Source organism: Bradyrhizobium genosp. P (assembly GCF_049949265.1).
In the GTDB taxonomy this organism is placed as follows: Bacteria; Pseudomonadota; Alphaproteobacteria; order Rhizobiales; family Xanthobacteraceae; genus Bradyrhizobium.
Window position 1 is genome coordinate 6,474,910 of record NZ_CP188195.1, and the last position, 23,854, is coordinate 6,498,763.

The window sequence follows — 23,854 nt, forward strand, 5'->3', positions numbered from 1 at the left end:
ACTACTTCGTGAATATGCGCGGATTACAGCAAATCTGACAAGAACGGCGATGCTCTGTCTTTAGAAGCAGAACCACCGCAAGTATTGGCTCGGAATCTGGTTTTGGCGCGTTTTCTTCACGCGAACCGGTGTCCGCTTTGCTTGAAAACGCTCTAGGGGCGCTGCTCCAGATGCGACCGGAGTTCGTCGATGGAAGCAAACCGCATCATGCCCTCGGGCATCTGCGCTTCGATCGAACCGTCTGAGTAGAGCGAATAGGCCATGCCGTCCACGACGCCCGATTTGAGCACGGTTACTGGAGGCTGCTCCTGCGGCGCCGGCGGATGGCCGGGCGATGGCGCGGCGCCTTGAGCCTGGCCTTGGGCGTCGCTGAAGGTCGAGGGCGCGCGTGCGCTGCGGCGCGGGGCGACGTCGACCGACCTCGGCCGTTCCGCTTTCGGCCAGGCATCGTCGAAGCTGGCGGGCGCAGGCTCGCCCGCCCCCGGGTTCGGACGCAGATCCGGCGACAACAGGTCCGGAGAGAGTGGCTCGGCGCCGCGCGCCTGAGCGCGATCTCGCTCCTTCCGCGAGCTTGATGAAAACAGCAGGTTACGCCGCTTGGCCGGCGCTTCTGGCTGGACCGCTGCCGGCACCGGCGGCGGCACCTCGTTCGGGGCGCCGCGTTGGGCCATCTCTTCGTGCCAGGGCGCCGCGGGTGCCGAAGACGGCGCGATCGGCGGGGGCTCGCCAGTGTGCTGGTCCCGCGAGAACGGGAACCCGCCCTCGGCCGCCGCAGCATTGCGCGGAGAAGTTGCAGGCGCCGTCAGCTCGGGTCGTGCGCCGACGGTGACCGGACCGAGCCGACGGGCTATCTGCTGGAGTTCCCGGACGGCCGCCGCGAGCGCAAGCACAATGGCGCCGCTGCAAACGCCGGTCACACCCGTCAAGATCAACGTGCTGCCGACGCTAAATTCCTTGTAGGGAATTCCAAGGCCGATCGCCGCCAGGCCCGCCAGGACCAGGCCCACGCCGACGACCAACAGAGCAACCATCATCGAACTAACCCCCGGACGACTCGCCTGAATTATCAGCACAGCCGTCAACGCCACGATACCGTCATATTATCCACATCGCCAACCGCCAATTGTAGACGGAGTTCCCGAAAATCTGGTTCCGCCGGGATTGCCGGCTCGCCGCGGCGATCGAATCCAGCCTCTCGGGCAGCGATTCCGTAATTCTACTGGCTACGAATTACTGCCAAATTATTGCAATGCACCGGGGAAATTACGCCACAATTGCCAATTACTTAGAAATGGAACTGCGCTATATGGATGCCGGGGAATGAGGCCCTAAAGCGCCAATCAGGCCACAGGGACGCCGGTACTATTAGCCATGTCATCTATTACGACGTCTGCCATCGATACGCCTGCGCGGCGCTCGGTGGAGAAGACCTGCGACGATCTCGCCCTTCTCGCTCTCGGCGTAGTCGCTTTGGTCGCCGGTCTGACATTCCGCGATTACGGGCTGGGCTGGGACGATTATACCCACGCTGAATATGCAGATCTGTTGCTGCGCATGTACGGTTCCGGCTTCAGGGACACCGGTGCGCTGTCGTTTGCCAACCTCTATATGTATGGCGGCGGCTTCGACATGGCTGCGGCGCTGCTGCACAAGGTCATTCCCCTCGAGCTGTTCGAGACGCGTCGCCTGCTCGGCGCGATCGTCGGCGTCATCGGGCTTGCGGTAACCTGGCGGTTGGCGCGGCGCGTCGGAGGCCCGCTGGCCGGGCTTGCCGCGCTCCTGCTGCTGGCGCTGTGCCCGACCTTCTACGGCCACATGTTCATGAACCCCAAGGATGCGCCATTTGCCGTGGCCATGGTGATCCTGATCATGGGCCTCGTCCGTCTCGCCGAAGAATATCCGTCCCCCTCGCCGCGCACGATCCTGATCGTCGGGTTCGGCGCCGGCCTGTCGATCGGCTGCCGTGTGCTTGGCGGGCTCGCGCTGATCTACGCGGTGATCGGCTTCATCCCGCTCTGGATCGAGGAATTCCGCAAGCAGGGCCTGCGCGAGGCGGCGCACCGCTTTGCGCATGTGGTCTACGTGCTGCTACCGGGCCTCGCATTCGGCTACCTGGTGATGGGCCTGATCTGGCCATGGTCGATCATGGAGCCCGGGCACCCGCTCGAAGCGGTGACCTACTTCTCGCACTTCTTCGAGAAGCCGTGGAAGGAGATGTTCGACGGCGCGCTGGTGTCGGTGCCGGACATGCCGTGGTCCTACCTGCCGACCCTGTTCGCGCTGCAGCTTCCCGAGGTGTTGCTGATCCTGCTCGCAGCGGGCGTCGTCGCGGCCTTGATGTCGCTGTCGCGCAAGGACGTGCCGGCGCGGCGCAAGACAATCATGCTGATGCTGACGCTGGCGGCGATGCTGCCGCTCGTCATCGCAATGGTGAAGCGACCGGCGCTCTACAACGGCATCCGTCATTTCATCTTCGTGATCCCGCCGATGACCATACTGGCCGGCGTCGCATTCGCGCGCGGCATGGACTGGCTTGCCGAGAACCGCCGCGCCTGGCAGCCCGCCGCGCTTGCGGTGTTCGCCATCGGTCTCTTGCTGCCGCTCAGCGAGATGATCCGGCTGCATCCTTACCAGTACACGCACTTCAACCATATCGCCGGCACGGTGCGGACCGCGGACAACTACTTCATGCTGGACTATTGGGGGCTGGCGCTGAAGCAGGCTTCCGACGGGCTGCGTGAGCAGTTGGCCGAGCGGCAGGAAGTCCCGCCGCATGACCGCAAGTGGAAGGTCGCGGTCTGCGGGCCGCAACGTCCGGCCCAGGTCGCGCTCGGCCCTGATTTCACGATCGGCTGGGACAGCCACGCCGCTGACTTCGCGATGACGCTCGGCGAGTTCTACTGCAAGGGTCTTGCCGCGCCTGTCATGGTCGAGATCAAGCGCGATGATGTCGTGTTTGCCCGGGTCTACGACATCCGCGGCCGCAGCATTTCGAGCCTGCTCGCGATTCCGGCGCCCTGAGGCACGGTGGCTTTGGAATATCTTCGCGCCTTCGCTCATTGTTTGGGCAAATCCTTTCGAACGGCCTCGCCACAAGTCTCCGGATCATGCCGCAGCCGTTCCCTGCCGGCATGACTGTCACGCCGGCACGCTGCCTTGCTGCAGCAACGCAGCAGCGCTAGGCTTATGTCGAGCAACAGCCATCAACGGAGCAAATCGGCCATGTCGCCAGCAGAAGCGCGCCTGAAGGAAGTGCCGTCGGATATGAGCGCGGCGGAATGGGAACAGCGGGTCAACCTCGCCGCCTGCTACCGCCTGGTTGCGCTCTACGGCTGGGACGATCTGGTCGACACCCACATTTCGGCGCGGGTGCCCGGACCGGAGCATCACTTCCTGATCAACCCCTACGGACTGATGTTCGACGAAATCACCGCCTCGAGCCTGGTCAAGGTCGATCTCGAGGGCAATCAGCTCAGCCAGAGCGAATACAGCATCAACCCGGCCGGCTTCACCATACATTCCGCGATCCACGAGGTGCGCGAGGATGCCGGTTGCGTACTCCATCTGCACACGATCGACGGCACCGCGGTGTCCAGTGGGCCCGAAGGGCTGCTGCCGCTAAACCAGACCGCGCAGCTCGTCACCCACGACCTCGCCTATCACGACTATGAAGGTATCGCGCTCGATCACGATGAGCGCCCGCGCCTGCAGCGCGACCTCGGCGCCAGGAACCACATGCTGCTGCGCAATCACGGCACGCTGACGGTCGGCCGCTCGGTCGCCTCCGCCTTCGAGCGCATGTACCATCTGGAGCGCGCCTGCTCGATGCAGGTGGCCACCCGCACGCTCGGCGGAAGCGCCTATCCGGTCGACCAGCACGCGATCGACAAGAACTCTGAGCTTCTGTCCAACCCGGACCGCGCCGAGCTGCGCTCGACGCAGCTCGTCTGGCCACCGCTGCTGCGCAAGCTCGACCGGGTCAACCCCGGCTACCGGAGTTGAATTTTCACAATCTTCGGGTATGCTCTCCGGCAACACCCTCTACACGACCCAATCAAACGCTGCCCAATTCCGGGCGGCGTTTTTGCATTCGGCAGAGGTCCTACTTGGCCTCGGCGAAGGCCGCGAGGATCCGCGCCCAGGAGCGGATGCCCTTGTGGAAGCTCCTGAGGTCGTATTTCTCGTTCGGCGAATGGATGTTGTCGTCGTCGAGGCCGAATCCGACCAGCACGGAGTCGAGCCCGAGCGTGCGCTTGAAGTCCGCCACGATCGGGATCGAGGCGCCGGAGCCGATCAAGAGCGCTTCCTTGCCCCATTCGTCGGTCAGGGCGCGCCTCGCGGCCGCCAATGGCTTCATGTTCCAGTCGAGCGCGATCGCTGGCGCACTGGAATGGTCAATGAACTCCACCTTGCAGTCGGCCGGCAAGCGCGCCGTGACATAGTCGCGAAACGCCTTGCGGATCTTTTCGGGGTTTTGTCCCTCGACCAGACGGAACGAGACCTTGGCCGACGCCTCCGCCGGGATCACCGTCTTCGAGCCCTCGCCGGTATAGCCGCCGATGATGCCGTTGATGTCGCAGGTCGGGCGCGAGGACAGCTGTTCGATCAGCAGCCGGTCCTTTTCGCCGGCCGGCAGCGACAGTCCGATCGGCTTCAGGAAGCGTTCGGGCGTCAGGTTGAGCTTCTTCCACTGCGCCAGGATATCCGGCGGCAAATCCTTCACGCCGTCGTAGAAACCGGGGATCGTGATATGGCCGTTCTCGTCAAACAGGCCGCCGAGGATCCGCGTCAGCACACGGATCGGATTTTGCGCACCGCCGCCGAACACACCGGAATGCAGGTCGCGATTGGCGGCCTTGATCTTGACCTCGTCATAGACCAGGCCGCGCAGCGAGGTCGTGATCGCCGGCGTGTTCTGGTCCCACATGCCGGTGTCGCAGACCAGCGCGAAGTCGGCCTTCAGCTCGTCCTTGTTGGCCTCCAGGAACGGCACGAAGTTCTTCGAGCCGATCTCCTCCTCGCCCTCGATGATCATGGTGATATCGACCGGCAATGATCCCGTCACCTGCTTCCAGGCGCGGCAGGCCTCGACAAAGGTCATCAACTGACCCTTGTCGTCCTCCGCGCCGCGCGCAACGATGATCTTGCGGCCGTCGGCGTGGTCGGTGACCACGGGCTCGAACGGCGGACGGTGCCAGAGATTGAGTGGATCGACCGGCTGCACATCGTAGTGACCGTAGAACAGCACATGCGGGCGGCCGTCGGTGCTGCCATTGGCCTTGACGACGAAGGCCTTGGCGACGATCGCCGGATGGCCCGCGGTCGGCCGCACCTCCGCGGTGAAGCCCAGCGTCGCGATATCCCTGGCCAGATGGTCAGCCGCCGCCTTGCAGTCGTCGGCAAAGGCGGCCTCTGACGAAATCGACTTGATGCGGAGCAGTGTGAACAACCGATCGAGGCTGTTGTCGAAATCAGCGTCAATGTGATCGAGGACCGGCTGGAGCTTGGCGTTGGACATCGCGGCTATCCTGTTCGTTGGACGTTACGCCGGGTTGTAGCTCGCCGGGAGCCCGAGGCAAAGCATCTGCACTCTCCTTGAGCTGAGGATTGAGGATGTGCCAGACCAGGCCCGCGGCCAGCACAAAGGTTGCGGCAAGATTGTTGCCATAGGCCTGCAACTCGATCGGATAGAATGGCAGTGCGAGCCCCAGCAGAACGAAGGCGAACGCAAGCGCCATCCAGGTTCCGGTCCGCACCGTCGGCCGTGGATCATAGACGGCACGATGCATCAGCACCGTGATCGGAAAGAACAACCACATGAAGTAGTATTCCCGCGCCAACGGCGAAGCGACCGTCATCAGACAAAACAGGATGCCGATCTCTTCCGCGTCGGACTTTTCCGTGCGCAGCCAGGCTTGCGGCATCACCGCGACGTAGCCCAGGCCGATCAGGACAGAGATCGCGACAATGACCCAGTTCACCGTTGCGAAGTCGAGATCGACCAGATTCATGTAGCGCGGCGGCTTGTTTGGATCATCCTGATTGTAGTTCACGCGACGCAACAGCCGATGCGATACGGCGATGATGGATTGGTTGACCGACGACCAGTTCTGCTCGGCGCGCTGGCCAAACCCCTCGGGCGTGCTCGTTCCAACCATGCCCTGGTACCAGGTCTTCAATTCCGCGGCGTTATGCTGGAAGCCACGGAACGGCGCCGGCAGGATGAAGAGGAAGAAGGCCGTGAAGGCAACCATGCCGGCGACCGCGCCCCAACGCCTGCGCCAGAGCAGATATGGCAACACGGCGATGGGAAACACCTTTATCGCAGTCGCAAGGGCAAACATCCCACCCGCAAGCCATGACCGCCCCTTCCGCAGCAGCCAGAAGCCGTAAAGCATCATCCCGAGCAGAATCAGGTTCGGCTGGCCAAGGTCGAACATGTCGAGCGCGAACGTGACCGTGACCAAGCCCGGTAGCGCTTCAAGCCAGGGCCCTGGCTTGCGGTCCGAACCGGCCATCGCATGCGAGAACTGAGGGACCATCCACCACGCGACAGCGTTGAGGAGTGAAAGGCACAGATAAAGTGAAATCTTGCCGAAGAACGCCGGAATTGCGAGAAGCACCGCCGGCAACGGCGGATAGATGAAGTCGAAATAGCTCGTGGGGTCGGCGGGATAGAGGCCCTGACCGTGCAGCACCTGCTGGCCGGCCCAGAACCACAACGGATAGTCCTTCGTCTTGCCGTGTCCCCAAATCTCGGGAACTAGAACATCTGCCGTTAGCGCGATACAGCAGAACAAGAACAACAGATCAAACGGCGCCCTCAGCGACGGGTATCTCAGCACAAGCTCTTTCCAAACAAATACGAATAGGCTGCGATGATACTCCTAATGTTATCTCCGCAGCAATCCACCGAGCGCGCCGCGCACCAAGGCGCGGCCGATCGATCCGCCGACGGAGCCGCCGACCGACTTGCCGAGATCGGCGACCACACCACCAACCACCTTGTCGGTGACCGAACGCGTCACATTGCGCGCGATCACTTGCCCAGTCGACAACCGGCCGCGCCTGACGTTGGTGCCGAAGATCGCGGCGGCGATCGCGCCGATATGGCCGAGGATGCCGCCACCCTCGCCGCCGTCAGCCCCGTTCGCCGACGCCGCCTTTCCGGCGAGACGCTGCTGGATGATCTCGTAGGCGGATTCGGCGTCGATCGCGGTGTCGTATTTACCCTTGAACGGGCTCGCATCCATGATCGCCTTGCGCTCCTCAGGCGTGATCGGCCCGATCCGCGCCGACGGCGGCCGCACCATGATGCGCTCGACCATCGCCGGCGTGCCGGCGCCCTCGAGGAACGACACCAGCGCCTCGCCCTTGCCGAGCTCCATGATCACGCGCGCGGTGTCGAGCTTCGGATTGGGGCGGAAGGTCTGCGCGGCCGCGGCGACGGCCTTCTGGTCGCGCGGCGTAAATGCGCGCAACGCATGCTGGACGCGGTTGCCGAGTTGCGCCAGCACCTTGTCCGGTACGTCGATCGGGTTTTGCGTGACGAAATAGACGCCGACGCCCTTGGAGCGGATCAGCCGCACCACCTGCTCGATCTTGTCCATCAGCGCCTTCGGCGCATCGTTGAACAACAGATGCGCCTCGTCGAAGAAGAACACCAGCTTCGGCTTCGGCAGGTCGCCGGCCTCCGGCAACTCCTCGAACAATTCCGAGAGCATCCAGAGCAGGAAGGTCGCGTAGAGCCGCGGGCTCTGCATCAGCTTGTCGGCAACGAGGATATTAACCATGCCGCGGCCGTCGCGGTCGGTCCTCATGAAATCCTTCAGCGTCAGCGCCGGCTCGCCGAAGAACTTGGCGCCACCCTGGTTCTCCAGCACCAGCAGCTGACGCTGAATGGTTCCGACCGTCGCCTTGGACACGTTGCCGTAGCCTTGCGCGGCCTTGCGGATCGACGCCAGCGGATCCTCCTTGTCATCGGCGGCCCTCCTGCTCCCGCCGGGGGCGATCGCATCGAGCAAGGCGCGCAGATCCTTCCTGTCGATCAGCGCCAGGCCGTTCTCGTCGGCGACACGGAAGGCGACGTTGAGCACGCCTTCCTGCACATCGTTCAGATCGAGCATCCGCGCCAGCAGCAGTGGCCCCATTTCGGTGACGGTAGCGCGCACCGGATGACCCTGCTCGCCGAACACGTCCCAGAAAACGGTCGAGAACTGATCCGGCTGGAATGTGAGCCCCATCTCCTTGGCGCGCTTGACGATAAAGTCCTTGGCCTCTCCGACTTCGGAGATGCCGGACAGATCGCCCTTGATATCAGCCGCAAAGACCGGAACGCCGGCGCGCGCAAACCCTTCCGCCATAACCTGGAGCGAGACGGTCTTGCCTGTTCCGGTCGCGCCGGTCACAAGACCGTGCCGGTTGGCCAGCGCGAGCGTCAGCCATGCCGTCGCTTCACTCTTGCCGATGAAAATCTTCTCGTCCGTATCGGCCAGCTTGTCGTCTGAGGTCGCCATCGCTTCACCTCTTCGCAGATTTAGATCGGTTCGATTGCCGAATCCGGTCGATACCTCGAACCCCGTTCGACACCTCGAACCATGCCATCATATTGCATCTTGCAGGTCGATTGAAACCACCAGCAGATGCTGACGTATATTGTTGCCCCGGGTTCCTCATACTTTCTTCCATGCCAAGTGAAGAAAGGAATTGCGCATTGCGACAAGATGGCGTGAATCCGCCACTCACTCTTGCATCGGTGCAACACTGACAGCGCGATCGAAAAAGAAACCGAATCGAAATGCTGGGATCGCTTGTATTTCACGGCACAGACGCTCAAGATCAATGCCTAAGAACTATCCGGTAAGAACCGGTCGAGGCGGGGCAATATGGACGAACTGGTTGGACGGCTGGCCACAGAGGCCGGCATTGATGGCGCTGTCGCTGAAAAAACCATCGGCATCGTTCTAGGCTTCCTTCGTAACGAGGGGCCTTCCGACAAGGTCCAGGCTCTGATCGATCAAATCCCTGGCGCGGAAGCGGCAATCGCCGCCTCCAACAACAGCGGCGGTCTGTCGCGGTTGATCGGTGGCGGCTTGATGGCTGCTGGCACCCGGCTGATGGGGCTTGGTTTGAGCATGAGCGAGATTCAGAAGGTCGCGCGTGAACTTTTCGTGTTCGGCCGCGACAAAATCGGAGCGGCTCAAATGGGCGAGATCATCTCGGGGACGCCGGGCCTCAGCCAGTTTGCCTAAAACTGCCATCGACGCGCCCTCGGCCACACGCTCCCTTTCTATTGCATACGAGTATCATGACATACCCCCTCTCCGAGATCGAAGGCCTGTCCGCCTATTGTGCAGCAAAACTGAAGTCACAGGGTATCCGCACCACTGAAGCGCTGCTTGAAGCCGCCCGCACCGTCAGGGGACGCAAGGCGCTCGCAACCAAGACCGGGATCAGTGAACAGCAATTGCTCGAATGGGCCAACTTCTCCGACTACATGCGGATTCCCGGCATGGGCAAGGCCAAGGTCGGCCTGATGCGCGCCGCCGGCGTCACCACAGTGCGTGAACTTGCGCATCGCAACCCGTCGCGGCTGGCGCAGAGCATGAAGGACGCCAACGTCAAGCGGAAGCTTGTCCGCCTCATGCCATCCGAGAAATCGGTCGAACTGCTTATCGAACAGGCACGCAAGCTGCCTCCCAAGATCACCTATTAGCCTGTCGGAGCGGCTTTCGGCAGCCGCCGGCGCAGGCCACCCACCCAGCTTGACTTGCCGGCACGGACCGCGCAAAGCGACCGCATGATGGCACCAAAGCCCATATTGTCGGCGGTGGCCGGATCGTCCGGACATGCAGTCCTGCCGATGTTGCTGTCCAGGCCCACTCCGGCCGTGATGGGCATTCTGAACGTGACGCCGGATTCATTTTCCGATGGCGGGCAGTTCATCACCCCCGAGCAGGCGCGGACGCAAGCCCGCAAGCTGATCGCCGATGGCGCCGACATCATCGACATCGGCGCGGAATCTACCCGCCCCTACGGCTCGCAACCGGTCTCCGCGGACGACGAGTTGAAGCGGCTCAAGCCGGTACTGGCCGACATCGTAGCACTCGGCGTACCCGTCTCGATCGACAGCATGAAGTCCGAGGTCGTGGCCTGGGCGCTCGACCAGGGCGCCGCGATCGCCAATGACGTCTGGGGCCTGCAGCGGGATCCGGGCATGGCCGCCGTTATCGCCGCGCGCGGTGTCCCCGTGATTATGATGCATAATCGCGAGCACGCCGATCCGGCGCTCGACATCATGCGGGACATCGCGACGTTCTTTTCCCACTCCCTCGACATGGCGGCCAAAGCCGGCATCCCGTCCGACAGGATCGTGATCGATCCCGGCATCGGCTTCGGCAAGACGCAAGAGCAGAGCATGCTGGTGCTGGCGCGGCTTTCCGAGCTCAACGCTTTCCGCCTGCCGGTGCTGGTCGGCGCGTCGCGCAAGCGCTTCATCAGCACGGTCGTGCCCTCGGAACCGCAGAATCGCATCGGCGGCTCGATTGCGGCACATCTGATCGCGGCACAGAACGGCGCACGCATCATCCGTGCCCATGACGTCGCGGAAACCGTTCAGGCGCTGCTTGTGGCGGCGGCAATCAAGGGACAGCAATGACCGACACGATCTTCATCACCGGGATCGTCATCCATGCCCGTCATGGCGTGATGGAGCATGAGACCGAAGTCGGCCAACGCTTCGTCATCGACCTTGAACTCTATACCGATCTCTCGGAGTCCTCGCGCACCGACCGGCTCTCCGATACCGTCTCCTATTCCAACGTGGTGGCGACCGCGACGTCGGCGTTCAAGACCGCCAACTACAAGCTCCTGGAGCGGGCCGCCGGAGCGGTGGCCGACGACATCCTCAACACATTCCCGCGCGTCAGGGCCGTCAAGGTGACCGTCCACAAGCCGCACGCGCCGATCGCCGCGATCTTCGACGATGTCGGCGTGGTGCTGACGCGCTCGCGGCATCCGCTGCCCCAAGGTTGAGCTAATGGCTGATGTCCTGATCGCGCTCGGCGGCAATGTCGGCGATGTCCGCGCGACGTTCCGAAAGGCCATCGCCAATATCTGCGGCATGACGCAGGCCGCGCTGCTGGCGCGCTCGTCGGATTATTCGACGCCGCCCTGGGGCGAGGAGCAGCAGGAAAGCTTCATCAACGCCTGCATCGAGATCGAGACCAGCCTTGATCCGCATGCGCTGCTGTTCACGCTGCACAAGATCGAGAGCAAATTCGGCCGCGACCGGGCCAACGAGCAGCGCTGGGGCCCGCGCACCCTCGACCTCGACCTGATCGCCTATGACGACGTCACGCTCGACAAGCCGGAACTGACCCTGCCCCACCCGCGTCTGTTCCAGCGCGCCTTCGTGCTGGTGCCGCTGGCCGAGATTGCGCCGGATCGCCGGATTGCCGGCCATCGGGTCGCCGATGCGCTGGCGGGGGTTTCGACCGACGGTATTTTCCGTCTGCCGGACCTCGATTGAGGCCGGCAGGCCCCAAACAACCGTTTGGCTTGGCCGCCCGCCCGTGGCAATTTCCGACCAAATCAAGTGGGCCCACACGGGGCCGATCGAGGATATTCTGGGCGGATGACGACCACGACTGACGATTTGCCTCTCGCAGCGGACTTCGCGCCGGCGACCTATGATGACTGGCGCAAGCTGGTCGACAGCGTGCTGAAGGGCGCCCCGTTCGAGAAGCTGGTCGGCAAGACCTATGATGGCGTGAAGATCGATCCAATCTACCGTCGCGCCACCAACACCAGCCCAATCGCCGGCCGCGCTCCCGCCGCGCCCTGGCAGATCCTGCAGCGGGTCGACCATCCGGACGCCGCACAAGCCAATGCTCAGGCGCTGGATGATCTCGAAAATGGGGCCAGCGGCCTCGAATTCGAATTCGCTGGCGGTCCCGGCACACGCGGCTTCGGTCTTGCCGATGCCCGCAAGCAGACCCTGGCGCGGGCCTGCGGCGGCATCCATCTCGATGCCGGCATCATGATCGCGCTCAACCCGGTGATCGGACGCGAGAACGCCGGCGAGACATTTGCCGACATGATCGAAGCCCGCAAGCTCGATCCGGCCAAGCTCGACCTTCACTTCAATTACCAGGCGCTCAGCACGGTTGCCGTGCGTGGCGCCGCGGCCGCCGCCTGGGCCGACTACGAAAAACCGTTCGGCAAGGTCGTCAACGGGCTGATCAAGCGCGGCTTCAAGGGGCCGTTTGTGCTGGCCGATGGCCGGCCGATCCACGATGCCGGCGGATCGGAAGTGCAGGAACTCGCGTTTACGCTTGCCGTCGCGCTCGCCTATCTGCGGATGCTCGAAGCCGCCGGCATCGATCTCGACGCCGCGCGCACTGCGATCTCGTTCCGGCTCAGCGCGGACGCCGACCAGTTCCTGACGATGGCGAAATTCCGGGCGCTGCGGCTGCTGTGGGCGCGGGTCGAGCAGGTCTGTGGCCTCGCGCCAAAGTCGATCTTCGTCAACGCGCAGACAGCCTGGCGCATGCTGACCCAGCGCGACGCCAACGTGAACATGCTGCGCGCGACGATGGCGACGTTTGCGGCCGGTCTCGGCGGCGCCAATGCGATCACCGTGCTACCGCATACGCTGGCGCTCGGATTGCCTGATGATTTTGCCCGGCGCGTCACGCGCAACACCCAGCTCGTGCTGCTCGACGAATCCAACCTCGCAAAAGTCTCCGATCCGGCGGCCGGCTCCGGTGGCATCGAGACGCTGACATCGCAGCTTTCAGAGACAGCCTGGGCATTGTTCCAGGAGATCGAGCAGGCCGGCGGCGTCTTCCCCGCCCTCGAACAAGGTTTGATCCAGCAGAAGGTCGCCGCGACGCGTGCGCTTCGCGAAGCCAACGTGGCGAAACGACGCGACGTGCTGACCGGCGCCAGCGAATTCCCAAACCTGCATGAGCCGGTTCTCGCGGTACTGGATGTGAAGCCGGCGGCGGTCTCCTTGGCCGATGTAAAAATCAAGTTCGAGGCGCTCGCGCCGATGCGCCTTGCCGGGCCGTTCGAGGCGCTGCGCGACAAGTCGGACACAGCGCTAAAAGCGGACGGCGCGCGGCCGAAGATCTTCCTCGCCAATCTCGGCACGGCAGCGGATTTCACCGCGCGCGCCACGTTTGCAAAGAGCTTCTTCGAGACCGGCGGCATCGAAGCGATCGACAATGAGGGTTTTGCCGATGCGGCGGCGCTGGCCGCCGCCTTCAAGGCCTCCGGCGCGGCGATGGCCTGCGTCTGTTCCTCGGACAAGGTCTATGCTGTCAGCGCCGTTGAGGTCGCCGAGGCCCTTCACGGCGCCGGGGCGACGCATATCTATCTGGCAGGGCGGCCCGGCGACCAGGAAGCTGTGTTGCGGGCGGCCGGCATCGGTGAGTTCGTCTTCGCCGGCGGCGACGCGCTGGCGACATTGCGCGACGCCTATCGGCGGATGGAGCAGATATGACGGCAGAAGCACCAGCAAAACCCGTTCTGACCGGCGGCTGCCAATGCGGCGCCGTGCGCTTTGCGTTGTCGGCGGCACCGAACCGGGTCAGCGTCTGCCATTGCCGGATGTGCCAGAAGGCGTCGGGTGCACCTTTCGCCTCCTTTGCCGACATCAACAAAGAGGATTTCGCCTGGACCCGCGGCACGCCTGCGGCCTTCAAATCGTCCTCGATCGCTGAGCGCGACTTCTGCGTCGCCTGCGGCACGCCCTTGAGCTTCCGCCGTATCGACGGACCGCGGATCGAGATCATGACCGGCACCTTCGACCGGCCCGACCGCCTGGTGCCGACGCGGCAATATGGCACCGAGTCCCGGCTCGGCTGGGTGGTCGGCATCGCCAATCTGCCGAGCCAGACCACGATGCAGAATTTCGGAGCGGAGCAGATGGCGACGATCGCCAGCCACCAGCATCCGGATCATGATTGAATGGCATGGACAACATGAGCCGCATACCGAACTTCGCCGATATCGCTTTTGACAAAGTCAGTGGTGGCGCCCCGGCTGCGAGCGCCGAACCGTGGCTGACGCCCGAGGGCATTCCGGTCAAATCGGTCTACAGCGAAGCAGACCTCGAAGGCATCGACTTCCTCGATACCTGGCCGGGCATCGCGCCCTATCTGCGCGGCCCCTACCCGACGATGTATGTCAACCAACCCTGGACCATCCGCCAATATGCCGGCTTCTCCACGGCGGAGGATTCCAACGCCTTCTACCGCCGCAACCTCGCGGCGGGACAGAAGGGCCTGTCGGTCGCGTTCGACCTCGCCACTCACCGCGGCTATGACAGCGATCATCCGCGCGTCTCCGGCGACGTCGGCATGGCGGGGGTTGCGATCGATTCCATCTACGACATGCGCACGCTGTTCGCCGGCATCCCGCTCGACCAAATGAGCGTGTCGATGACCATGAACGGCGCAGTGCTGCCGATCCTCGCGCTGTTTGTCGCGGCCGCCGAGGAACAGGGCGTGCCGCCGGAGAAGCTGTCGGGCACCATTCAGAACGACATTCTGAAAGAGTTCATGGTGCGCAACACCTATATTTATCCGCCGACGCCCTCGATGCGGATCATCTCCGACATCTTCGCCTATACCTCGCAGAAAATGCCGAAATACAATTCGATCTCGATTTCCGGCTATCACATGCAGGAAGCCGGCGCGACGCAGGACCTCGAGCTCGCCTATACGCTGGCCGACGGCGTCGAATATCTGCGCGCCGGCCTCGCGGCGGACCTCGACGTCGACCGCTTCGCGCCGCGGCTGTCGTTCTTCTGGGCGATCGGCATGAACTTCTTCATGGAAGTCGCCAAGATGCGTGCCGCGCGGCTGCTCTGGGCCAAGCTGCTCAAGCCGTTCAATCCGAAGGATCCGCGCTCGCTGTCGCTGCGCACCCATTGCCAGACCTCGGGCTGGTCGCTGACCGCGCAGGACGTCTTCAACAATGTGATGCGCACCACGATCGAGGCGATGGCGGCAACCCAGGGCCACACCCAGTCGCTGCACACCAACGCGCTCGACGAGGCCCTGGCGCTGCCGACCGATTTCTCCGCGCGCATCGCCCGCAACACGCAGTTGTTCTTGCAGCAGGAGACCGGCACCAACCGCATCATCGATCCCTGGGGCGGCTCCTATTACGTTGAGCGGCTGACCCGCGATCTCGCGGCAAAGGCCTGGGGCCACATCCAGGAGGTCGAGGAACTCGGCGGCATGGCCAAGGCGATCGAGGCCGGCGTGCCGAAGCTTCGGATCGAGGAGGCCTCCGCCAAGACCCAGGCCCGCATCGATGCCGGCCGCCAGGCGGTGATCGGCGTCAACAAATACAAGCCGCAGAACGAGAAGCCGATCGACGTGCTGAAGGTAGAGAACTCCACCGTACGGCGGCTGCAGATCGACAAGCTGGCGCGGCTCAAGAAGGAGCGCAACGAAAAGGACGTCGCGCAGGCGCTGGCGGCGATCACCCGCAGCGCAGGCGAAGGCAACGGAAATTTGCTGGCGCTGGCGATCGACGCCGCGCGGGCGAAAGCGACCGTCGGCGAGATTTCGGATGCGATGGAGAAAGTGTTCGGCCGCCACCGCGCCGAGATCAAGTCGATCACGGGCGTCTACAAGCGAGAGGCAGCGACGATGTCCAACCGGGTCGAAAAGGTGCAGGAGCTGATTGACGCCTTCGAGGAGGCCGAGGGCCGCCGCCCGCGCATCCTGGTGGCAAAAATCGGCCAGGACGGCCATGACCGCGGCCAGAAGGTCATCGCATCCGCCTTCGCCGATGTCGGTTTCGACGTCGATATCGGACCGCTGTTTGCGACTGCCGAGGAAGCCGCGCGCCAGGCGGTCGAGAACGACGTGCATATCCTCGGCGTCTCCTCCCTCGCCGCCGCGCACCTCACCGCGGTCCCGGAATTGAAGGCCGCGCTGAAGAAGAACGGCCGTGAGGACATCATGATCATCATCGGCGGCGTGGTGCCGCCGCAGGACTACGATGCGCTCTATGCTGCCGGCGCCGAAGCGATCTTCCCCCCGGGCACCGTGATCTCAGATGCCGCCGAGGAGCTGATCCACAAGCTCAACGCAAGGCTTGGGCATAGCGAGGCGGCGGAGTAGCTGATAGACTGGTGAGATCAAGCTCAGGTCACGCCATGACGCGCGAAGAGATCATTACGACAATCCGTAAGAACGCTGCGGCTATAAAGGCCGAGGGCGTGAGCAGGCTTTCCATCTTCGGCTCGCGCGTGCGCGGCGACAATCGCCCCGATAGCGATATCGACGTACTTGTCGAAGTCGAGCCCGACGCCTCGTTTTCGCTTCTCAATCTGATCGGCGTACAGCATATCATTGAGGACGCAACCGGCTTGCCGGCGCAGGCCACCATGCGCCGATCCATTCCGCCGCGTTTCGCCGAGCGAATCGCGGACGATATCGTCGAAGTCTTTTGACGTGCAGCCAACCGTTGCCCAGCGGATTGGCCATATCGCTACGGCGATTAGTGACATTCGGAAAATCTCAGCAGGACAGACGCGCGAGAGCTTTGCCAACAGTCTCGTGATGCGAATGGCCGTCGAACGAATGCTTGAAATTATCAGCGAAGCCTCGCGCCATATACCGCAGGATTTGAAGGCCCAAGAGCCCGGTATCAATTGGAGGCGAGTGGCAGATCTCGGAAATTGGCTGCGTCACGCCTATCATAGCACTGACGCGGATTTGCTCTGGGCAATGGTCGAAGACGATCTTGAACTCCTCAACGTTTTCGTTGAGCGTATTGCCAAGGAAGCGAAATATTGACCTTTTTCAGAACACGATGACCTTGCCGAACACCGCATCTCTCGACATCAAGCCCCTCGCCCAGGAGCTCCGCGCCGGCCAGCGCGCGGCGCTGGCGCGGGCGATCACGCTGGTCGAGAGCAGGCGCGGCGACCACCAGGCCGCGGCGCGCGAGTTGGTGCAGGAGCTGTTGCCCGACACCGGCAAGGCGGTGCGGGTCGGCATCACAGGCTCACCCGGCGTCGGCAAGTCGACCACGATCGATGCGCTCGGCATGTTCCTGATCGAGCGCGGCCACAAGGTCGCGGTGCTGGCGGTCGATCCCTCCTCGGCGCGCACCGGCGGCTCGATCCTCGGCGACAAGACGCGGATGGCGCGGCTCGCAATCTCCGATCAGGCCTTTATCCGCCCCTCGCCCTCGTCAGGCACGCTCGGCGGCGTCGCGGCGAAAACCCGCGAGGCAATGCTGTTGTGCGAGGCGGCCGGCTTCGACGTGGTGCTGGTCGAGACCGTCGGCATCGGCCAGTCCGAGACCGCGGTCTGCGACATGACCGATTTCTTTCTCGCGCTGATGCTGCCGGGTGCCGGCGACGAGCTGCAGGGCATCAAGAAGGGCCTGGTCGAGCTTGCCGACATGATCGCGATCAACAAGGCCGACGGCGATAACGTCAAGCGCGCCAATCTGGCGGCGGCCGATTATCGCAGCGCGCTACACATCCTCTCACCGCGCTCCGAGCACTGGCATCCACCAATCGAAACCTATTCGGCGCTCGCTGGCACGGGGCTCGACACGATCTGGCAGAAGATCCTCGATCACCGCACCGCGATGAACGCCTCGGGCGAGTTCGCAGGCCGGCGCCGCGAACAGCAGGTGAAATGGATGTGGTCGATGCTGGAGGGCCGGATGATGGCACGGCTGCGCGCCGACGCCGCGATTCGTGCCAAGGTGAGGAAGACCGAAGCCGAGGTCGCCGACGGCCGCGTCTCGCCCGCTATCGCCGCCGAACAGATCGCGGAGATGCTGAGGTGAACCCGACAGGCCAAGCTCGCGTAAGCGTTGTCGGCTGCACGCGCGATTAACCCTACTGCCAACAATCATCCAGTTCCGCCGGCGCGTTCACCATGCCGCGCCGCATTTTCGCGTTACCTATCGGGCGCGAACGTCACCGCTCGCGTATCGAGCGAGAGCCAGGCATCATGGACGTCAACCGCCGCCATCTCATCGGAGCATCCGCCGCCGGCGTCGCTGGCGCGCTTGCGATGTCGCCCGACGCGGCGCGCGCGGCGCCGGCAGTTTCGTCGCTCGGCCGCGACGTAACGCAATACGGCGTTCGCCCCGGCAGCCCCGACGATCAAACCAGGAATTTGCAGCGCGCGATCGACGAGGCGGCGCGCGCCCAGGTTCCGCTGGTGTTCCCGCCGGGCGTCTACCGCACCGGGCTTCTCCGCCTTGCAGGTGGCAGCCAGTTGATCGGCGTGCGCGGCGCTAGCAAGCTCGCGTTCAACGGCGGCCTGTCGATGCTGTCGGGCGAAGGGGCCGGCGGCGTCGGTCTCACCGGCCTCACGCTCGACGGCGGCAACATCCCGCTGCCGACCCGGCGCGGCCTCGTGCACTGCCTGTCCGGTCGCGACATCCGCATCATCGATTGCGAGTTCACGGGCAGCGGCGGCAACGGCATCTGGTTCGAGCAGGTGTCCGGCGACGTCAGCAACAATATCTTCACCGACATCGCGAGCACTGCGCTAGTGTCGTTCGATGCGCTGGGCCTGATCGTCTCGCGCAACACCATCAAGGGTACCAACGACAACGGCATCGAGATCCTGCGCACCGCGATCGGCGACGACGGCACCATCGTCGCCGATAACCGCATCGAGGACATCAAGGCCGGCCCCGGCGGCTCCGGCCAGTACGGCAACGCCATCAACGCCTTCCGTGCCGGCAACGTGATCGTGCGCGGCAACCGCATCAGGGACTGCGACTATTCGGCGGTGCGCGGCAACTCGGCCTCCAACATCCACATTACCGACAACAGCGTCAGCAATGTCCGCGAGGTCGCGCTCTACTCGGAGTTCTCCTTCGAGGCCGCCGTGATCGCCAACAACACGGTCGACGGCGCCGCGGTCGGCGTCTCCGTGTGCAATTTCAACGAAGGCGGCCGCATCGCCGTGGTCCAGGGCAACATCATCCGCAACCTGATCCCGAAGCGCCCGATCGGCACCGCACCTGACGACGATGCGGGCATCGGCATCTATGTCGAGGCTGACACGGCCGTGACCGGCAATGTGATCGAGAACGCCCCGTCATTCGGCATCGTCGCCGGCTGGGGAAAGTATCTGCGTGACGTCGCCATAACAGGAAACGTGATCCGCAACGCCTTCGTCGGCGTCGGCGTTTCCGTGGTGCCGGGCGCGGGCACGGTGCTGATCAACAACAATATGATCTCGGAGACCCCGCGTGGCGCGGTGGTGGGCCTCGATCACGCCCGCGCCGTCACCACCGACCTGTCGGCCGGCGGCGCCCAGCAATATGCGCAACTGATGATCGGCGCCAATGCAGTGCGGCGCTAAAGCGCGATGAGACTAGGTTGAATCGTCATCGCGCTTCAGCTTCTTGTTTGAGCATGATCTTTTCGGAAAACCGCTTCACACTTTTCCGGATCATGCTCTAGCTCGCCCGCCTACAGCGTGTTGCGCAACAGCGGATAGCGCGCCTGTATCGCATTGAGATCGAGCACCGGCATGGCGGGCATCTCCAGCGACGGCGCATCGGTCACAGCGGGGGTTTCATCCAGCACCGTGGCGGCCGTCTCGAGCGCAGCCGTGACAGCCGTCATGGCGGATTGGGCGAGCACTGCAGCCTCCGGCTGGCGCTCAAGCACCGGCGCCCGGGCGACGTCGCAACGCGGTAAGGCCGATCGCCCGCGACCGAGCCAGGACAGATCGATCGGTGAATTGTTCAACGAGGCTTCGCGCGACAGCAGTTCGCGCCAGGTGTCGACCGCCGTCCGGGCTTCCCGGATGTTTTCGAGAAACGCCTCCTCGCTGTGATAGCGGCGCCAGCGTCCGGTGTCATACAGCTCGGTGAGGTGCTCCAGCCGTTGCTCGGCAAGGTTGCACCAACGCGCAACGATCTCGTGGCCTCTGGCCACGTCGGTTCGATGTGTCATTCAACTTGCCCGCAGGGAGAGAGACGGACGCAGACGCAACCGAACCGAATCAACTTGGAGGTACAGCGATATTCTGTGGAAAAGGTAAATAAAGTCTAACTAAATTCTTAATTGGCACGCGCCGGTGAAAGAAGTCCGCACGAATACGGAGTTTCTCACGTTATCCACAGCAAGCCCTTCACGAGCGTGGTGGTGGCGATGGGTCGCATTTCCAAAGAGCTCCGCAGAACGATCGCAAAAACTGTCCGCTGGACCCGCCCGTCCGCGGGGCCGCGCTTCGTCACGACCGGCGCTACGCCGGATTGGAATTGCGTGTCGTATTCGGCCAGCCGTCACACAGGATACGCCCAAAATGAAAGACCCGTCCGGGGGGACAACCGGACGGGTCTAAGCCATATGGGCGCTTGGGGTGGATGGGCGCTCGCGCCGAATATAGCCACGGGGAGGGATAACCGCTCCCACACACATAAGTCGTGACAGCCCTGCGGACGTTCAAACCCGTGGGGATTTTTTTAACTTTCCTGATCCCGGTTCCGCTGCGCCATTCGCAGCGTTCACTGCCCGAAATCACTGCGCAGCGGGATGATTTGCGTCGTTTGCCGCGGATTTGTCTGCCGCCATCGACGGCGCGGAGTTGATCAACGCGCGGCTCACGGAAGTGTTATTGCTGTCGGACGCCTTGAGCGGCTGCGACGGTTTGTCCGAGACGGTCGCGACGGGAACGGCAGGCGCCTTGATCGCCGCCGTGACAGCGGCGAAGGCATCCGCCTCGCCCGCCCCGAACAGATCGTCGCGGCCCGGCGCGCCGAGGTCACGCGCCGTCCTCGTGAGGATTGCGCGCACCTCGTTCGGCTTCGCCGCAGGATCGCGTTCCAGCACCAGTGCGGCAATGCCGCTGATGAAGGCGGCGGAGAAAGAGGTTCCCGACATCATCTGGTATTTGCCGTCAGGCGCGGGCAGCAGGATGTCGACGCCCGGCGCCGCCAACGCAATGTAGCTGCCGCGGTTCGACACCGTGAACAACCTGTCCTCGGCATCGGTGCCGCTGACCGCGATCACGTCCGGATTGGCCGCCGGGTAGAGCGGCGGTGATTTCGCGCCCGCATTGCCGGCGGCAGCGATCAGCACGATGCCCTTGGCTGCAGCCGCCGCAACACCGCGTGCGACCAGCGGATCCTTCGGGCCGGCAAAGCTCATGTTCACGATCTGCGCGCCATGCAACGCTGCGTAGTCGAGACTCCTGAGGATTACAAAGGACGTGCTCTCGGCTCCGCTCGCGGCCGCACCGAACGCGCGGATTGCCAGGATCCTGACCTCCGGCGCGCTCCCCATCAGCTTGGCGTGCGCCGCGATCGCGCCCGCGATACCGGTGCCATGGAGATGCGGTCCTTCCTTGCTGCCAAGCGCATCGAACGTATCCGCGATCGTGTTGGCCAGTTCCGGATGGCTGGCGTCGATGCCGGAGTCGATCACGGCAATCGTCACGTTCATGCCGCGCGCCAGCGTGTGCGCCTGCGGCAGGCGCAGTTGCGCAAGCGCGTATTGCGCCGGATCGCCCTCGGTTGGGACCGCCTGCTGGTCCTGCAGCACATAGCGATAGTTCGGCTGCACCGAGCGGACGCTGCTGTCGCCGGCGAACTCGCGGCTCACCACGTCCACCGGCCGATTGCCGGCGACGCGGAACAGGCCGACCGTCGCACCGAGCAGCGACAGGTTCTGCGACGCGATCCGGATCACGCCGTGACGTTGGGCGAGGTTGTCGGCCTGGGCATCCGTCAATGCACCGTCGAGTTCGGCCACGAGTTCGCTCCGCACAGTTCGCCGGTCGAGCGCGGCCGGCGCGCCGCCATTACCGCTGCCGGCACCAGTCCCGACCTTCGGTGTGGCGCCCTTGCCGCTGCCGTCGATCAAAGCGACCGGCTCGTCGTAGCATCCGCCGCCGCCACGATTGGCATCGTTGCAGGCGGGATAGAGGTTGGGCGAATAGCGCGCATAGGGCAGCGTCGCTCCCACGGCGAGCCGCGGAATGGTGCCTATTCGCGGCGTCGCCGGGCCGCGGCCTGCCGGCGGCGGCGTGCGCGCAACGATGGTGGTGGTGGTGCCAACCCTGCCAGCAACATTGGTGCCTACCCTGCCGGCGACATTGGTGCCGACCCTACCAGCAACGTTGGTGCCTGACCTGCCGGCCGCATTGGCGCCCACCCTGCCCGCGATGTTTGGATTGATCCGCGGCCCGATCGAGACGCGCGGCTCGACACGGAGGGTCGGCGAGCGCATGAAGCCTTGCGCGTCCGCCACCGAACCGGCCAGGCAAACCAACGGCAATACCGCAATGGTGACAGCCACCGCGGTGCTCTTCGGCCAGCTCCGGCAATCACGGTTCATCGTGACCTCGACGCGACACTGAACCGTCAACCGCCGCTTACGGCGTTTCAACCGCGAGGCTGACGATCTTCTCTTTCTGCAATCTTGCGATCAGCGCTGCGACGTCGCTCTTGGCCATCGCGCGGCTGCCGAACTGCAGCCGGAACAGACCGCCCTTGGCGCCATCGACGATCGAGGCCTGATAGGTGTCGAGCAGCGTGGTGATGTCGGCGATCCTGGCATCGGGCGTAAAGCGCACCAGCATGCGCGGCGGCACGGCTGCGGCGCCGGCGAGATCACGGGTCAGCGGCGCGGTGCGCTCGGTCGTATCCAGCGAGGCGGTCTGGAACGTGGCCGGCTCGCGCCTCGTCAGCACCGCACCGATCACGCCCGCCTGCAACAGCAGCGCGATCGCCCCGAGACCCGCCGACCAGGCCAGCGTGCGCGGCGACAATTTGGCGAAGAATGCCGAGATTCCGGCCGAGATGCGCGCCGACATCGCCGGCTTGCGTTCAGGCTCGGCATCGATCGCCGCGAACAGCGTCTGCATCGCGCGCGCCGACGGTGCACCCAAGCTCTCATTGAGATGAATGGTTTCGCCCAATTCCTCGCGGATGACGGCATACTGCTTCGCCAGCTCCGGATCGCCGGCGAGCGCGTCCTCGACGCGGCGCACATCGCGCGCATTCAGCGTGCCGGCGGCGTGCCATGGCAACAGCATCTCGATCTCGCTGGGCTCTTGATCCAGCATTTTCTTGTTCGCTGCCATCATGGCCAACCTCGCTCGATGCCGGCTGCCTTCAGCAGCTCGGCAAGTTTCTTGCGCGCGTAGAACAGTCGCGTCTTCACGGTGTTCTCCGGAATGCCGACGATCTCAGCCACCTCTTCCACGGATTTCTCGTGATAGTAGACAAGATCGACGATTTCCCGATGGTCCGCCGACAGCGCCGTCAGGCACTTGCGCAGCGCCTCACCGGTATCCCTCTTCTGCACCGCGGTTTCCGGATCGTCGGACGTATCCTCGATCGCGTTCGCGGCCTCATCGTCCAGTTCGGCGTCTTTCCTGCGCCGGAGCGCAGACAACGCCTTGAAACGGGTAATCGCCAAAAGCCAGGTCGAAACGGCGGATCGTCCCTCGAACTTGCCCGCCTGACGCCACACATCGAGGAAGACTTCACTGATGAGGTCTTCCGCGACCTGTTCATCGCGCACGAGCCGAAGCCCGAAACGAAACACCCTGACATGGTGCCGTCCGTACAGCACCTGCATGGCAAGCCGGTCGCCTTGAGCGATCCGAGCGATCAGAACGTCGTCTGAAGCCGCTTGTGTCGCGCTCAATGGCCGTCTCGCAAGATTTGTCTGAGGGGGATGGTGCGTGGTTCGACACGAGAGCCAAGATTCTTCACATTACGGCAATGTCCTGACCGCATGTGTGATCTAGGCCACAGTCGATCAATTCCTCGCAGATCAAGCTGCGGAGGCGATCGAAGCTCAAAAAACGGTATCATGATAATGAAAGCT

22 protein-coding genes are annotated in these 23,854 nt (G+C 63.8%); 14 read left to right on the forward strand and 8 right to left on the reverse strand.

Annotated features, from left to right (window positions below):
* Nucleotides 1–152: 152 nt before the first annotated feature.
* Nucleotides 153–1,034 (reverse strand): DUF308 domain-containing protein, encoded by an 882-nt coding sequence (locus ACP2YO_RS31210; protein ID WP_426434980.1) that lies wholly within the window; start codon nt 1,032–1,034, stop codon nt 153–155.
* A 337-nt stretch (nt 1,035–1,371) separates the two neighbouring features.
* Between ACP2YO_RS31210 and ACP2YO_RS31215 the strand changes: the two genes are divergently transcribed.
* Nucleotides 1,372–3,021: a glycosyltransferase family 39 protein gene (locus ACP2YO_RS31215; protein ID WP_426434981.1), complete on the forward strand. Its 1,650-nt coding sequence runs from the start codon at nt 1,372–1,374 to the stop codon at nt 3,019–3,021.
* A gap of 201 nt (nt 3,022–3,222) precedes the next feature.
* Nucleotides 3,223–4,002 (forward strand): class II aldolase/adducin family protein, encoded by a 780-nt coding sequence (locus ACP2YO_RS31220; RefSeq protein ID WP_426434982.1) that lies wholly within the window; start codon nt 3,223–3,225, stop codon nt 4,000–4,002.
* A 100-nt stretch (nt 4,003–4,102) separates the two neighbouring features.
* On the opposite strand, the gene ACP2YO_RS31225 is transcribed toward ACP2YO_RS31220, so the two are convergent.
* Genes ACP2YO_RS31225 through ACP2YO_RS31235 form a run of 3 tightly spaced genes read right to left on the reverse strand, consistent with a single transcriptional unit; the run spans nt 4,103 to nt 8,516 of the window.
* Nucleotides 4,103–5,518, reverse strand: coding sequence for a M20/M25/M40 family metallo-hydrolase (locus ACP2YO_RS31225; protein WP_426434983.1), 1,416 nt, complete (start codon nt 5,516–5,518; stop codon nt 4,103–4,105).
* The gene (locus ACP2YO_RS31230) at nt 5,478–6,845 is read right to left on the reverse strand and encodes a glycosyltransferase family 87 protein (RefSeq protein WP_426434984.1); all 1,368 of its coding nucleotides are present in this window, start codon (nt 6,843–6,845) and stop codon (nt 5,478–5,480) included. Before ACP2YO_RS31230 ends, ACP2YO_RS31225 begins: the two co-directional genes overlap by 41 nt.
* 48 nt (nt 6,846–6,893) lie before the next feature.
* The gene (locus tag ACP2YO_RS31235) at nt 6,894–8,516 is read right to left on the reverse strand and encodes a helicase HerA-like domain-containing protein (RefSeq protein ID WP_426434985.1); all 1,623 of its coding nucleotides are present in this window, start codon (nt 8,514–8,516) and stop codon (nt 6,894–6,896) included.
* A gap of 369 nt (nt 8,517–8,885) precedes the next feature.
* Here ACP2YO_RS31235 and ACP2YO_RS31240 point away from each other — a divergent pair, with 369 nt between their 5' ends.
* The 12 genes from ACP2YO_RS31240 (at nt 8,886) to ACP2YO_RS31295 (ending at nt 19,370) form a co-directional block, all read left to right on the forward strand.
* A complete protein-coding gene (locus ACP2YO_RS31240; RefSeq protein ID WP_426434986.1) occupies nt 8,886–9,251 on the forward strand; it encodes a DUF2267 domain-containing protein in 366 nt (121 codons plus the stop codon).
* Nucleotides 9,252–9,307: 56 nt separating this feature from the next.
* A complete protein-coding gene (locus tag ACP2YO_RS31245; protein ID WP_426434987.1) occupies nt 9,308–9,715 on the forward strand; it encodes a DUF4332 domain-containing protein in 408 nt (135 codons plus the stop codon).
* 84 nt (nt 9,716–9,799) lie between these two features.
* Entirely contained in the window at nt 9,800–10,657 is an 858-nt protein-coding gene (folP, locus tag ACP2YO_RS31250; protein WP_426434988.1) for a dihydropteroate synthase, read from the forward strand.
* Nucleotides 10,654–11,034 carry a dihydroneopterin aldolase gene (folB, locus tag ACP2YO_RS31255; RefSeq protein ID WP_426434989.1) on the forward strand — a complete coding sequence of 127 codons (381 nt, stop codon included), beginning with the start codon at nt 10,654–10,656 and terminating at the stop codon, nt 11,032–11,034. The genes folP and folB overlap by 4 nt, the downstream gene beginning before the upstream one ends.
* Before the next feature lie 4 nt (nt 11,035–11,038).
* Nucleotides 11,039–11,530, forward strand: coding sequence for a 2-amino-4-hydroxy-6-hydroxymethyldihydropteridine diphosphokinase (gene folK, locus ACP2YO_RS31260; protein WP_426434990.1), 492 nt, complete (start codon nt 11,039–11,041; stop codon nt 11,528–11,530).
* 105 nt (nt 11,531–11,635) lie between these two features.
* Complete coding sequence (locus tag ACP2YO_RS31265; RefSeq protein WP_426434991.1) at nt 11,636–13,507, forward strand: methylmalonyl-CoA mutase family protein; 1,872 nt, start codon at nt 11,636–11,638, stop codon at nt 13,505–13,507.
* Nucleotides 13,504–13,974, forward strand: a complete 471-nt coding sequence (locus tag ACP2YO_RS31270; RefSeq protein WP_426434992.1) for a GFA family protein — start codon at nt 13,504–13,506, stop codon at nt 13,972–13,974. The genes ACP2YO_RS31265 and ACP2YO_RS31270 overlap by 4 nt, the downstream gene beginning before the upstream one ends.
* 14 nt (nt 13,975–13,988) lie before the next feature.
* Entirely contained in the window at nt 13,989–16,145 is a 2,157-nt protein-coding gene (gene scpA, locus ACP2YO_RS31275) for a methylmalonyl-CoA mutase (RefSeq protein ID WP_426443357.1), read from the forward strand.
* Nucleotides 16,146–16,180: 35 nt separating this feature from the next.
* Nucleotides 16,181–16,477 (forward strand): nucleotidyltransferase family protein, encoded by a 297-nt coding sequence (locus ACP2YO_RS31280; RefSeq protein ID WP_426434993.1) that lies wholly within the window; start codon nt 16,181–16,183, stop codon nt 16,475–16,477.
* A 1-nt stretch (nt 16,478) separates the two neighbouring features.
* Complete coding sequence (locus tag ACP2YO_RS31285; protein ID WP_426434994.1) at nt 16,479–16,823, forward strand: HepT-like ribonuclease domain-containing protein; 345 nt, start codon at nt 16,479–16,481, stop codon at nt 16,821–16,823.
* Nucleotides 16,824–16,839: 16 nt separating this feature from the next.
* A complete protein-coding gene (gene meaB, locus ACP2YO_RS31290) occupies nt 16,840–17,832 on the forward strand; it encodes a methylmalonyl Co-A mutase-associated GTPase MeaB (protein WP_426434995.1) in 993 nt (330 codons plus the stop codon).
* Nucleotides 17,833–17,999: 167 nt separating this feature from the next.
* Entirely contained in the window at nt 18,000–19,370 is a 1,371-nt protein-coding gene (locus ACP2YO_RS31295) for a TIGR03808 family TAT-translocated repetitive protein (RefSeq protein WP_426443358.1), read from the forward strand.
* A 110-nt stretch (nt 19,371–19,480) separates the two neighbouring features.
* On the opposite strand, the gene ACP2YO_RS31300 is transcribed toward ACP2YO_RS31295, so the two are convergent.
* The 4 genes from ACP2YO_RS31300 to ACP2YO_RS31315 all read right to left on the reverse strand — a co-directional run bounded on the left by ACP2YO_RS31300 (nt 19,481) and on the right by ACP2YO_RS31315 (nt 23,671).
* Nucleotides 19,481–19,969 carry a TIGR03809 family protein gene (locus ACP2YO_RS31300; RefSeq protein WP_426434996.1) on the reverse strand — a complete coding sequence of 163 codons (489 nt, stop codon included), beginning with the start codon at nt 19,967–19,969 and terminating at the stop codon, nt 19,481–19,483.
* Nucleotides 19,970–20,536: 567 nt separating this feature from the next.
* Nucleotides 20,537–22,354, reverse strand: a complete 1,818-nt coding sequence (locus ACP2YO_RS31305) for a S8 family serine peptidase (RefSeq protein ID WP_426434997.1) — start codon at nt 22,352–22,354, stop codon at nt 20,537–20,539.
* 37 nt (nt 22,355–22,391) lie between these two features.
* Nucleotides 22,392–23,105, reverse strand: a complete 714-nt coding sequence (locus ACP2YO_RS31310) for a hypothetical protein (protein WP_426434998.1) — start codon at nt 23,103–23,105, stop codon at nt 22,392–22,394.
* A complete protein-coding gene (locus tag ACP2YO_RS31315; RefSeq protein WP_426434999.1) occupies nt 23,102–23,671 on the reverse strand; it encodes a sigma-70 family RNA polymerase sigma factor in 570 nt (189 codons plus the stop codon). Before ACP2YO_RS31315 ends, ACP2YO_RS31310 begins: the two co-directional genes overlap by 4 nt.
* Nucleotides 23,672–23,854: the final 183 nt, after the last annotated feature.